Genomic DNA, 11,591 nt, shown 5'->3' with positions numbered 1-11,591 from the left:
TCGCGCACGCCATTGCGCAGGCGGCGGTGCGGCATGAGGTACTGGTATATCTCGCCCTCGTCGCAGGCTCTCAGCGCCAGTTCGGCTCCGGCGGCTTGCGCCCGAGCTTTTGGTGGAGGCGGGCGAGGATGACTATACAGGTTAACGCGGAATAGGTGGTTGGGCGTACGGCGCCGCGTATGACTTTATTGCGAGGTGGATATAATTCGCCCCATGCGCTGGAACTTAAAGACGAATTCGCTCATAGTGTGCGGTCTGGTTGCGCTGCTTTGGTGGGTATTTGAGTTTGCCAAGCATGCGCGGGCGTTGGCTGGAGTGGTCCCATTTGGAGACGACCCCTATGATGCGGTCGGTTCCTACGCTGTGATGGCGGCGGGTGGGCTGGCGGTGATAGCGCTGCTGCGGGCATTTCGGCCTTACAGAGATGAGGGGCGACCCTCACGCCGCGATGAAATGTACCTGATACGGACACAAATTGCAGTTTGCTTCGTGATGCTGGTGAATCTGGCGAGCGACGGGGTGGCGCTATTGCGGCATCCTGAGCTGTGGCTGCATGCGAGGTCGCGCGCCTTGCTGTTGACGCTGCTACTGGGATCTGGGTGTATGGCGTTGACGGTGCTTTGGCTGGTTAGGTGTTCGCAGGAGAGGCGCGTATCCACCCTGGCCTTGCTGCAGAGCCGGGGATTCCTTGCGCTGGTGGCGGGAATGATATTTCTGGGGGTGTATCCAGAGCATTGGATTCACATTATGTGGGTACATCTGGCGACGGTGCTGCTAGGGGCGGTCATTGTGTGCCTGCCGGTCGGCTGGCTGGTAGAGTCGCTGGTTCCGGATGTGGGGGATCAGGATGAGGCTGCGGATCATGGGTGGCTGCGACGGTATGCGTGGCCGCTGGCTCTGCTGGCGGGACTGACTTTTGGGGTGATGGCATTTGTGAGTGAGGCGACGGAGAGTGGTGGTGGGGCACGGGTGCAGCACGCTTCTTCGCTGGTGAAGGTGATGATGGTGGCATCGGTGTTTATCGCGCTGGGTGCGGGCGGACTACTGATTGCTTACAGGCTGCTGCGAAAGCCCTTGGGTCTAGGGGCGTAAGGGGCTACACCCACCAGGCTTGGCCGGGCGGCTCGCGCGGCAGCAGGCCGTTTAGAAAATCCGCTGCTTTGGTGAGTCCTTCTTCGGCGGAGAGCAGGCTGTCCTCATGCTCAATCGAGACGGGGCCGTCGTAGCCGTGCATGCGGAGGGTGGAGACGAATTCCTTCCACCATTCCGCTCCGTGACCGTAGCCTACGGTGCGGAAGAGCCAGCCGCGGGTGCGCTCGGCGGTGTAGGGCTGGGTATCGAGCACGCCGGTGCGTGGCAGGTTGGCAGGGTAGAGCTGCGTGTCCTTGGCGTGGACGTGATGGATGGCATCGCCGAGCACGCGAATGGCGGCGATGGGGTCGATGTTTTGCCAGAAAAGATGGCTGGGGTCGAGGTTGGCTCCCACGGCAGGCCCGGCGATCTGGCGCAGGCGCAGCAGGGTCTCGGGTGAGTAGACGACAAAGCCGGGATGCATCTCGATGGCGATGCGCACGCCGTGATCGGCGGCGAATTGAGCGTGTTCGCGCCAGTACGGCGCGACGGCCTGCTCCCATTGCCAGGTGAGAATCTCCTGATAGTCCGGCGGCCAGGCGCAGGTGACCCAGTTGGGTGTGATGTCATTGGGCGAGCCACCGGGGCAGCCGGAGAAGTCGACGACTGTGGGCACGCCGAGCTTCTCTGCCAGCAGGATGGTCTTGCGGCTGACTTCGCGAGCGGCACGCGCGCGGGCCGGATCAGGGTGCAGTGCATTGCCGTGGCAGCTCAGTGCGCAGAGGTTTGTCCCGTATTCGGCGAGCGTGCGTTGAAAGTCTTCGCGTGCCAGATCGTCATCGAGCATTGTGAGCGGGCAGTGTGCGGCTCCCGGGTAGTTGCCGGTGCCCAGTTCGACGGAGGAGATGCCGAGGTCGCGCAGTTTGGCCAGAGTCTGCGAGAGCGAAAGACCGGAGAACAGGGGAGTGAAGACGGCGAGTCGCATGCCGCTATTTTGCGCGCAAGAGGTATGAGAAGAGAAGTGCGGCTTTCATTTACTTAAGGGAAAATGTGAACGCCACCAACCGGGAGTGAGCCAGCGCACGCGGTAGCCCTCCTCGGCGCACAGCCAGAGATAAGCCGTTAAGCAATAGATCAGTGGGTCAAGCGTATAGCGGAAGCGATCCTCTACAAAAACAAAGTAGTAGAGCAAGGGCAAGAGCAAAAATGAAAAGGCCATCAAGCTTGCCGCCGGAGCTTTGTTGTGCAGCGCAAGAGCCAATCCCGCCAAACCGCAAAGGCCAAAAAAGGCAAAGACACCGGTGGGCAAGTATTGAATCAGGATGTTCGGGTTGCTCGGTGGCGGTACTCCGAACCAGTAAAAGTCGATGCGGCGAAGCGTGTCAGCTGCATAGTGTGCAGGATTGGTGCGAATGAGGGACTTTGCGAGGCTGCCGCGTTCACGGCAATACTCAATCTCACCGAGGCGGCTGTATAGCCGGAACTGAACAGGGTTAACGCTGGGATGGTCATAGACCAATGGCAGGCCTTCTGCGCCGGGGCCGTTGCCAATCGCCAGTTCTAAACCTAAGTCGGTGCGCATGGGAATGAACCGGTGGAAAGCGATCGTGTTGCGAATCATCCACGGTGTCATGCAGGCGACAATAATGGCCACGGATGCGGCAGCGCGTGTGGTCATGCCGCGCAGTTGAGAGCGGCCCGGTTCGCGCCATGCGGGTAGAAGTAGCCAAATAAGAGAGACAGGCAAACAAAGCAGACATGAGGCCTCGCCGAGGGCAAGCACTCCCCAGAGCAAGCCGAACAGCAGCCACCGCCGCGGAGTTGCCGTAGCGGAAAGTGGCTGTGGCGCTTCACCGATACCGCGCATGCGCAGCATCAAGGCAAAAATCATCGCAAAAAGCAGCATGGCCAGGGTTGAGACCCAAATGCGCGGAATGTATTGGAAAGTGAATGGACAGATGGCCCACATCCACACAGAGGCCCTTGCCGTACGAAGCCCAAAACTGCGGCGTGCGATGTGCCAGAGCGGAAAGACCGCCAGCGCATCGAAAAGCACGTTCCAGAGCATCAGCACCAGCGCTGAGGTCTGCGAGTAAATGCCGAAGAGTCTGAAGACGGCCGCGATGAAGAAGGGATAGAGCGGCGCGGTCCAGGCGGAGGGGCCGGTGTAACCCCCGAATGGACTCGAATATCCATGGCCGGTAACCAATGACCGTGCAATGCGGCCCATCTCCCATCCGAACTGGAAGTGATCCGTCCATGGGTGAATGGTGTACAGGTGAAATCCAAAGAGAAATAGCAGGCGCAGCGTAAGCGCTGTGGAAAATGCGAACCAGAGCGTGCGCGTGGAGATGGGCTTCTTTGAAGGTGCCGCCGGGGGATTCACGCGATCATTCTAGTGTTCGACGTGCATTTTGCAGCTAACACTTTTGGTGCGCCAGACTGGAAGCTTCAGGGAGGGATAGACTGGGCGCATGAAGAAGTGGGTGGCAGTTTTTTGCGCGTCGGCGGTTGGCGGGCACCGTGATTACCTGGATCAGGCGCGTGTCATGGGCCGCGTGATTGCCGAACGTGGACACGGGCTGGTTTATGGTGGCGCAACGGTAGGCACCATGGGTGCGGTGGCTGATGCCGCACTGGCTGCGGGTGGCGCGGTGATGGGCGTGATTCCTGAGGTGCTGAAAGATCGCGAGATCGAGCACCGCGGGCTGGCCGAACTGCATGTGGTGCGCTCGATGCATGAGCGCAAGGCGATGATGGCGGATCGCGCCGATGCTTTTGTGGCGCTGCCCGGTGGCTACGGGACGCTCGATGAGTTTGTCGAGGTGCTGACGTGGGCGCAGTTGCGTATCCACTCCAAGCCCTGCTTGCTGGTGAATGTGCGCGGGTATTATGACGGGCTGTTGAGCTTCCTGGATAGGTGTGTTGCGGAAGGATTTCTGAAGCCCGAGAATCGCGCGCTGATTCAGGTGGCGGCCGACGCGGACGAGGCGCTGCGGATTATGGAGGAACTGTGGGCTGCGGGAGCCATGCAGGCCCATGATGCGCGGCTGGATGAACTGGTGAAGTAGCGGGCACACCATCTGTACAGGCTGCTTATTTTTTGCCGCGGCTGCCTTGCATTCGCCGGAACAACCATGTTCCGAGAAAAAAGGCACATACGACGATCGCAACTTCTGAGGCAGAGTTCATCGCTTCCCTCCCAGAGCTAGGATTTTAACTCCTTTTTCGAGCAGACGTCGCAGTTGCAGTGGCGGCGCAGGAAATCCCACGAGTAGATGCCGCTGGTGTGCCCGTCGTTCCAGTGAAAGCTGATGGCATAGCGGCCCACGGGCGAGACGAGCACGGGACGCGGCGGCGGCTCATACATGGGCAGCGCGGCGGCCGGCTTCTTTTTGGGCTCACCGGGACGGCGGCCCTCCTGCTCGCGCTCTTCGTGGCAGGTGGCGCAGGGGCAGGCGTTGCGCAGCCAGGTGAAATTCCAGGCACTGTGGTGCCCATCCTTCCAGTCAATCTCCATGCCGGTGCCTTCGGTCTTGTTGACGCGCACCTTGGCGGGTTCGGTGGCTTGCTGCGGCAGGCTGCGATTCTGCTCGTCGATGCGGCGCGCTTCGTCTTCGTGGACGATGCGGATTCCCTCGTGGCTCATATGATCTATTTTCGCTGAAATTGGAATATTCGTGCGCCGGCTCAATGCTGGCGGTCAAAACGCAGCTTGAGAATCAGAATGGCCAGCGAGAGCGCCAGCGTCACCGCATTCGCCAGAATGACCGGGATGGAGCGGATGGAGATTCCATAGACCAGCCAGAGAAAGACGCCAATCGAGAAGACCAGAAACATGGTCAGGGAGATGTCGCGCGCGCTGCGCAGACGCCACACGCGCACCAATTGCGGCACGAAGGAAAGGGTGGTGCAAACAGCGGCGCAGTAGCCGGCCAGCGTCAGGAGCGGGATGTGGAGAGTCATGGAAGTGTCAGAGGCTGCGATGCGTGAAGAACCAGATCGCGATGGCGAACCCCAGTGTAATGATAATCGGGCGCAGGATGCGGTCGCTGATGCGCCGTGAATTTCGTGCGCCGACGTATCCGCCGATGGCACAGGCGATCATCATGAACCAGCAGACGCGCCAGTCCACGGCGCGGTGCACCACAAACATGATTACCGCAACCAGGTTGGCGACGGTGGTGATGACGGTCTTGAGGGCGTTGATTTCGGCAATGCGCTCGACGCCGCAGAGGGCCAACGCCGTCATGGTGAGCAGGCCGGCGCCCGCGCCAAAGTAGCCGATGTAATAGGTGATGCAGAGCAGTAGCCCAAGCAGCGGCAGCATGAAGATGCGCTCTTGTTGGCCGGCATGCGCGGCCGCTCTGGCCTTGATGCGGCGCGAGATGGGACCGCTGACGGCAAAGCTGGTTGAGCCAAGCAGAAACAGGTAGGGCACCAGCCGAAGGAAAGCATTCTGGCTTCCGTGCAACAGGGTCCAGGAGCCGAAAAATCCGCCAATAGCCGCGACGATGGCCACTGGAATGACCATGCGCAGGTTTTTGCGCAGGTCTTCGCGATAACCGGCGATGGACGTGAACTGGCCCGGCCACAACGCGACCGTTCCGGTGGCGTTGGCCTGAATGGGCAAGAGGCCCATCTGCAGCAGGGTTGGGAAGACTAGAAATCCGCCGCCACCGGCGACGGAATTGATGAGTCCACCTAAGAATGTAGCTGCTGCAAGAAATAGAGAGTGAGCAAGATCGTGATGCACGGGCTATCTGAATTGTAGATGCGGCGCGGGGCGCATCCGATGCGGAGTTTATGCCGGTGGCCGGCTTCTGTCAGCCCACACGCATTTCAGGCGTAGCGGCGAGCAGGCTACGCGTGTACTCCTGCTGAGGGTGTGAACAGATTTGCTCGCAGGGGCCAGTTTCTACCATACGGCCACGCTGCATCACCGCCACGCGTGAGGCCAGATAGCGCACCATGGGCATGGAGTGAGAGATGAAGAGATAGGTCAGGCTGAATTCGCGTTGCAGGTCGCGTAGCAGGTTGACGATCTGCGCGCCCACGCTTACATCCAGCGCGGAGATAGGCTCGTCGAGCACCAGCAGTTCAGGCCGCAACGCGAGCGCCCGTGCAATGTTGATGCGCTGGCGCTGGCCGCCAGAGAACTCATGCGGATAGCGGGCGAGGGCTGAGTCATCGAGCCCCACGGAGCGCAGCAGTTCAGAGCAGCGGCGACGGCGCTCAGCCCGCGAATGCTTCTCGTGTATGACCAGCGGTTCGGCGATGATTTCTTCGACGCGCATGCGCGGGTTTAATGCGGCGTAGGGGTCTTGAAACACGGGCTGAAAGCGCCGGCGCAGTTTGCGCATCGCGGCGCCCCGTGGGGTGACGGGCTGGCCGTCAAAGAAGACTTCGCCGAGGGTGGGCTCGATCAGCCCGAGCACCATGCGGGCCACCGTGCTTTTGCCGGAGCCGGATTCGCCGACGAGGCCGAGGGTTTCGCCGCGCTCAATGAAGAGCGAAACATCATCGACCACGATGGCTTCGTCGTAGCGCTTGGTGAGGTGTCGGGCTTCGAGCAGGAGCATCAGGCTCATGCTAACCCACCCTTTGGGAACGGAGCCCGGGAAGGAGGAGATTCTGCCATTCCCCGGGTCTGAACAGGCGGACCCGGGACACCCACGTTTTCTTGTTTCCTGCTGCTAGTTCGGCAGTTTCGGATGCAGGCCGAGGAAGCCGGCTTTGTTCTGATAGGCGCGAGCAAATGCGGCCAGCTTTGCGTCCTGATAGAGACCGCCGAGGAAGGTGATGCTGACTGGCGTACCCGGGCCACCGGAGCGGTTGTCGAATGGAATCTGCGGGGGCGGCACTGGCGCATCCGCACCGCGCAGCCCGTTGGGCACAATCACGGCCGGGTTGCCGGTGAGATTGGTCATCACGAGTTGCTCGCTGCCGGTGCGCGCGACCAGCACATCTACTTCATCAAAGATTTTTGCGGCAGCGCGCACGGCCATCTCACGGGCGCGCATGGCTTGAATGTATTCGACCGCCGGATAAAAGCGTGCTACCCGGAAGGTATTGGCCCAATCGTGGGGGCCCTGCGCGGTCAGCAGCTTATCGCGGCCTGTCAGAGTCAGCTCGCTGAAGGCGGCCGCACCTTCTGCGCTGAGTAGCGGCGTCATGGCCTCAAAGGGCAGGTTGGGCAGCTCAAAGGGTTTAAGGGTTACGCCCATCTGGTGCAGGGTGTCGAGCGCTGCGGCATCATACTGGTGATCGTAGACATGCATATTGTGATACGCCTTGCTCAGTGCGTTGATGAGGTCGCGCTCTTTTCTTTCCGCAGGCGTTTCGTTGGGGGGCGCACTTCGGTGATCGGGCTGCGGTGCGGGTCGCTGGAAGTCCTTGTGCAGGTAGCCAACGCGCAGGCTCTTCCAGTCGAAATCGGCGTTCCAGTTGAAGGCAGCGTTGCGTACGGTCTCGTCTTCACCGTCGGGGCCATAGATATGCTGCAGCACGATGGCGCAATCTTCCACGGCGCGGCAGATGGGGCCGATCTTGTCCATGGTCCAACTCAGAGCCATCGCGCCGGTGCGCGGCACAAAGCCGAAGGTAGGCCGCAGGCCGGTCACGCCACAGCGCGTGGAGGGCGACGAGATGGAGCCTAGTGTCTCAGTACCGATGGAGAATGCCACGCAACCAGCGGAGGTTGTGGAGGCTGGGCCGGCCGATGATCCGCTCGAGCCCTGCTGCGGATTCCAGGGGTTGCGCGTGATGCCGCCGAACCACACATCGCCCATGGCCAGCGCGCCCATGGTAGCTTTGGCCACCAGCACGGCGCCGGCGGCATCGAGCCGCTTTACTACGGTGGCGTCGTAATCGAATTGTTGATCTTTGTAAGGCGCGGCACCCCAGGTGGTGGGGTAGCCTTTCACCGCGAGCAAATCCTTGGCACTCCATGGCAGGCCGTGCAGCGGTCCGCGATAGTGGCCGCGGGCAATTTCTGCATCGGCAGCCTTGGCCTGCGCGATGGCGCGCTCCTCAGTGATGGTAATGACGAAATGCAGAAGCGGGTTGTAGCGCTTGATGCGGCGAATGTACATCTCAGTGAGATCCAGCGAAGAGACCTTGCGCGTACGAATCAATTCGGCGAGCTGCGGAACGGTGTCGAAGGCCACGTCTTCGAGATTTGACGGCACGGTGCGGATGGCCGGAGCCTTGCTGTAGATGGGCGTTTCGCGCACGGAATCAACTTTAGCGCCGGGCGGAAGCGGGTCAAAGAGAAACGCCGGGGGCATGCTGTTGGGCAAATTGAGTTTCCGTAGCGGCTCATAGCTGTCACGCTGGTCATTCAAACCGGCGATCATCATTGCGATGTCTTGCTGTGGAATTGGAACTCCGGCAAGCGCGGCTGCCTGCTCGACCATCTCGGGAGTGATTTTTGCGTAGCTGAAGCCTTGAGCTGAGTCTGCGGATTTGGCTGCCGCTTGCGCCTCGGCTTGTGTCGCCAATGTGTACAGGATTCCGGGGAAAAGTGTGGAGGCCATGCCGAATCGGCCCGTTACAGTGAGAAAAGCTCTTCGGTCGAGCGCCATAAGAGTTGAGAGGTCCTCCTGAGGAGATTGCAGCCGAAGTATACGCGCTGACACATCAGAAATGGCCTCTGCTGGAATGAGATGGAGCGCTTTGTGGATGGGACGGAATAGCGCATCACGCAGTGTAAGCGCTATCATTGCCGCGACGTGGGGAATGCCCGGAGTTGCTTCAGCGGAAAGAGGATCATCCCGGGCTGGCTGAGGTGTGTCATTCGCAGAATGCCCAGCGCCTTTGCATGGCAGTGGATCAAAAGAAGGAGTTTTATTTTTATGAAGCGTTGGGCCGTTGTTGTTCTTTTCACCGCTGTCTCGATTGCGGCTGCTCAATCCGTCGTACCCATGGGCGACCCCGGAAATGGGCCCAGTAAAATTCCTGATGCGCAGCTTGATCCAGCCCGCAATTTGCCGTCTTCAGCGTTGGAGTCCGCTCGCCATCATCCATTGCCGGAGCACTATATTTGGACAAAAGCGGATGCGGTGCCGGAGCGCCCTGATGTTGCAACGGGATGGGATAGCGGCTCCAGCGAGGATCTGGCTCCGCATTACTTTCGCCGTGTATTTGAAGTGGCCAGTGTTCCTTCGCATGCCACGTTGTACGTTGCTGGTCCTCGCGAAGCGACGATTTATCTGAATGGCCGGCAGGTGGGGCAATATGCGTTGAATCTTGATTCTCAACTGGGGATTCGGGTGTACCTCTGCGATGTTTCGCACGCACTGCGCTCCGGGCGCAATGTGCTCGCGATCGAAGCGGTACGTGGCCCGAATGTCGGCACCGGAGCGCAGGATCGGCGAGGCGTGCAATTTACGCATGGCGAAGTGCTCGCCGCGATGATTGTGCCCCGCGCCCGTGGACTAGAGGCTCCACCGCTGGTGATGAGTGACGCTCGGTGGAGGGCCACACTGCATCCGGTGGCAGCGAATTGGATGACGCCAACTTTTGACGATATGGCGTGGCCTTCTGTCGATGATCTTGGCGGCCTGGAAAGCTCCATCAACTTTTTTCAATGGAATGCAGATGCCGGGATGTATGCGTGGCCGGGCTATGACGGCATCTCGCCTTTTCTCGCGCATTATTCCCTACGGCCGATGCGCGTGGAGGATGTCTACGACGGGCTGGGGAAAATTCAGAACGCATCTTCGCTCGTGAATAGCAGCGAGGCCGATCTGGAGGTCACTCTGCCGGCGGAGCATGTGCTGGCGCAGAATGCTCCGCAGATGGTGTTGGATTTTGGGCGCGAGGTGACGGGGCGGATCGAGCTGATCTCCGCTTCTAACAGCCCCGCCGAGGTCACGGTGCAGTATGGCGAGTCAAAAGATGAAGCGCTGCACGGACCGTGGCTGGGTGCCGATCCTGTATATGTTGCGCCTCGCGTGACAGCCTACGGACCCAAGAGCGCCTTTCGCTATGCTGTGGTGCGCTTTGTGGGTGGGCGAGATCTGCATTTCCGCGCGATTCGCCTGGATGGCATCGCGTATCCGGTCAAATATCAGGGGTACTTTGAGTCTTCTGATGCGGAACTGAACAAGATGTGGCAAGTGGGTGCTTATACGGCGCACTTGTGCATGCAGGACGACATATGGGATGCGCCCAAGCGCGACCGTGGCCGCTGGATGGGCGACCTTGATGTCAGCGGGCGCACCATAGACGACGTTTTTGCAGATCACTTTCTGATGGAAGACACGCTGAATCGTCTGCTGGGTCCTGATCCGATCAAGGATCATGTGAATGGTATCCCGGGATACTCCGCCTTTTGGGTGACGGGCGAGACACAGTATTACCTTCACTTCGGTTCAGCCGATCAGTTGAGAACGATTCATGCGCGTCTGGTCGAGCTTCTCACCTATATGGAGAAGGACCTGGATCAGCAACATCTGTTTGTAGATGCGACGCATGCATGGCCTTTTGTCGACTGGTCGCCTCGCATGCACAGCGATACCCCGCAAACACGCATGGCTACGCAGTTTGAGTATTATGCTGCGTTTCGCGATGGAGCTTATTTGCTGAATGCGCTGCATGACACAAGCAATGCTGCACGCTTCGGCCATGTGGCAGACGAGCTTCGCGAGGCTGCGCAGCAGCACATGCTCGATAGCCAGGGATCCTTTGGAGATCGCTGGCAGCCGAATGCGTATGCTGTTGTTTCTGGCGTTGCCGAGCCTGATCAGTATCCCTCGATCTGGAGGAACGCACTTTCCGGCGTTGGGCAGCATCTCTATCATCCGTACATCATCACGCCCTACTACAACTATTACGTGGTGAGCGCGATGGCAAAGATGGGGCACCGCGAGGAGGCGCTTTCGTGGATTCGCAAGTTCTGGGGCGGCATGATTGACGAAGGTGCTACCAGTTATTGGGAGGGCTATGATCCTTCCTGGTACAAGGGCAGCCTGTTTCATCGCTCTCTGCAGGCCGATAACGAGACAGGCTTTCATACGAGCCTTGCGCATGGATGGTCGAGTGGCGTGACGCCATGGCTGATGGAACAGGTTCTGGGCATTCAGCCGACGGCCGCGGGGTTTTCGCAGGTCCGCATCCGGCCCGACCTGGTGGGGCTGCAGTGGGCCAAGGGCGCAGAGCCGACGCCGCATGGTCTGCTGGGAGTTTCCATACGTAATGATCACGGATACGTAACCGTCGTCACCCTGCCGCCGGATGTTTCCGCCAGCGTTTCTGTCCCAGTCCCAACTGGGAGCTCGGCTGTGCTCGTGAATGGAAAGTCTGTCCCCAGCTCTTCTGCAGAGGGCGGACACCGTGCGGTTATTCATCTGCGAGGGCAAGGCAGGTATGTCATCACGGCGCATTGATACACGTGTGTCAGTGCGATGACTGCGGAATTGCTAGGCAATAACAATTCCGTCATCATCGAAACCCGCTCCGCAGTTGCCACGTCTCACCTGCAGAAGGTCGCTCTGTGACCGATTCTGGAGGTGAAA

Annotated in this window: 10 protein-coding genes; 3 read left to right on the top strand and 7 right to left on the bottom strand. The window is 59.9% G+C overall.

The annotated features are described in order from the left end of the window. The first annotated feature begins 213 nt into the window (after positions 1-213). Entirely contained in the window at positions 214-1,092 is an 879-nt protein-coding gene (locus ACP_RS09270; RefSeq protein ID WP_015897051.1) for a hypothetical protein, read from the top strand. Positions 1,093-1,096: 4 nt separating this feature from the next. On the opposite strand, the gene ACP_RS09265 is transcribed toward ACP_RS09270, so the two are convergent. Further along, positions 1,097-2,056, bottom strand: a complete 960-nt coding sequence (locus ACP_RS09265) for a sugar phosphate isomerase/epimerase family protein (RefSeq protein ID WP_015897050.1) — start codon at positions 2,054-2,056, stop codon at positions 1,097-1,099. Positions 2,057-2,101: 45 nt separating this feature from the next. Further along, a complete protein-coding gene (locus tag ACP_RS09260; protein ID WP_148215108.1) occupies positions 2,102-3,301 on the bottom strand; it encodes a glycosyltransferase family protein in 1,200 nt (399 codons plus the stop codon). Positions 3,302-3,545: 244 nt separating this feature from the next. Here ACP_RS09260 and ACP_RS09255 point away from each other — a divergent pair, with 244 nt between their 5' ends. Then, positions 3,546-4,142, top strand: coding sequence for an LOG family protein (locus tag ACP_RS09255; protein ID WP_015897048.1), 597 nt, complete (start codon positions 3,546-3,548; stop codon positions 4,140-4,142). A 137-nt stretch (positions 4,143-4,279) separates the two neighbouring features. Here ACP_RS09255 and ACP_RS09250 read toward each other — a convergent pair whose 3' ends face one another. The 5 genes from ACP_RS09250 to ACP_RS09230 all read right to left on the bottom strand — a co-directional run bounded on the left by ACP_RS09250 (position 4,280) and on the right by ACP_RS09230 (position 8,657). Then, positions 4,280-4,720: a gamma-butyrobetaine hydroxylase-like domain-containing protein gene (locus tag ACP_RS09250; protein WP_015897047.1), complete on the bottom strand. Its 441-nt coding sequence runs from the start codon at positions 4,718-4,720 to the stop codon at positions 4,280-4,282. A gap of 41 nt (positions 4,721-4,761) precedes the next feature. Beyond that, positions 4,762-5,037, bottom strand: a complete 276-nt coding sequence (locus ACP_RS09245) for a SemiSWEET transporter (protein ID WP_015897046.1) — start codon at positions 5,035-5,037, stop codon at positions 4,762-4,764. Positions 5,038-5,044: 7 nt separating this feature from the next. Further along, positions 5,045-5,827 (bottom strand): sulfite exporter TauE/SafE family protein, encoded by a 783-nt coding sequence (locus ACP_RS09240; RefSeq protein ID WP_015897045.1) that lies wholly within the window; start codon positions 5,825-5,827, stop codon positions 5,045-5,047. A gap of 70 nt (positions 5,828-5,897) precedes the next feature. After that, positions 5,898-6,662 carry an ATP-binding cassette domain-containing protein gene (locus ACP_RS09235; RefSeq protein WP_015897044.1) on the bottom strand — a complete coding sequence of 255 codons (765 nt, stop codon included), beginning with the start codon at positions 6,660-6,662 and terminating at the stop codon, positions 5,898-5,900. Positions 6,663-6,767: 105 nt separating this feature from the next. Continuing rightward, the gene (locus ACP_RS09230; RefSeq protein WP_041839449.1) at positions 6,768-8,657 is read right to left on the bottom strand and encodes an amidase; all 1,890 of its coding nucleotides are present in this window, start codon (positions 8,655-8,657) and stop codon (positions 6,768-6,770) included. A 270-nt stretch (positions 8,658-8,927) separates the two neighbouring features. On the opposite strand from ACP_RS09230, the gene ACP_RS09225 reads away from it, so the two are divergent. Continuing rightward, complete coding sequence (locus ACP_RS09225) at positions 8,928-11,462, top strand: alpha-L-rhamnosidase-related protein (protein WP_015897042.1); 2,535 nt, start codon at positions 8,928-8,930, stop codon at positions 11,460-11,462. Positions 11,463-11,591 lie beyond the last annotated feature (129 nt).

Origin of the sequence: Acidobacterium capsulatum ATCC 51196 (genome assembly GCF_000022565.1) — a bacterium.
GTDB classification, from domain to species: domain Bacteria; phylum Acidobacteriota; class Terriglobia; order Terriglobales; family Acidobacteriaceae; genus Acidobacterium; species Acidobacterium capsulatum.
The sequence above is the reverse complement of the archived record's forward strand: the minus strand, read 5'-3'. Positions and strand labels throughout refer to the sequence as shown.

Excerpts from the sequence above, each read along its gene's own strand:
- ACP_RS09270 (WP_015897051.1), top strand. The coding sequence starts at position 214 with ATGCGCTGGAACTTAAAGACGAATTCGCTCATAGTGTGCGGTCTGGTT.
- ACP_RS09265 (WP_015897050.1), bottom strand. The coding sequence starts at position 2,056 with ATGCGACTCGCCGTCTTCACTCCCCTGTTCTCCGGTCTTTCGCTCTCG.
- ACP_RS09260 (WP_148215108.1), bottom strand. The coding sequence starts at position 3,301 with ATGGGCCGCATTGCACGGTCATTGGTTACCGGCCATGGATATTCGAGT.
- ACP_RS09255 (WP_015897048.1), top strand. The coding sequence starts at position 3,546 with ATGAAGAAGTGGGTGGCAGTTTTTTGCGCGTCGGCGGTTGGCGGGCAC.
- ACP_RS09250 (WP_015897047.1), bottom strand. The coding sequence starts at position 4,720 with ATGAGCCACGAGGGAATCCGCATCGTCCACGAAGACGAAGCGCGCCGC.
- ACP_RS09245 (WP_015897046.1), bottom strand. The coding sequence starts at position 5,037 with ATGACTCTCCACATCCCGCTCCTGACGCTGGCCGGCTACTGCGCCGCT.
- ACP_RS09235 (WP_015897044.1), bottom strand. The coding sequence starts at position 6,662 with ATGAGCCTGATGCTCCTGCTCGAAGCCCGACACCTCACCAAGCGCTAC.
- ACP_RS09230 (WP_041839449.1), bottom strand. The coding sequence starts at position 8,657 with ATGGCGCTCGACCGAAGAGCTTTTCTCACTGTAACGGGCCGATTCGGC.
- ACP_RS09225 (WP_015897042.1), top strand. The coding sequence starts at position 8,928 with ATGAAGCGTTGGGCCGTTGTTGTTCTTTTCACCGCTGTCTCGATTGCG.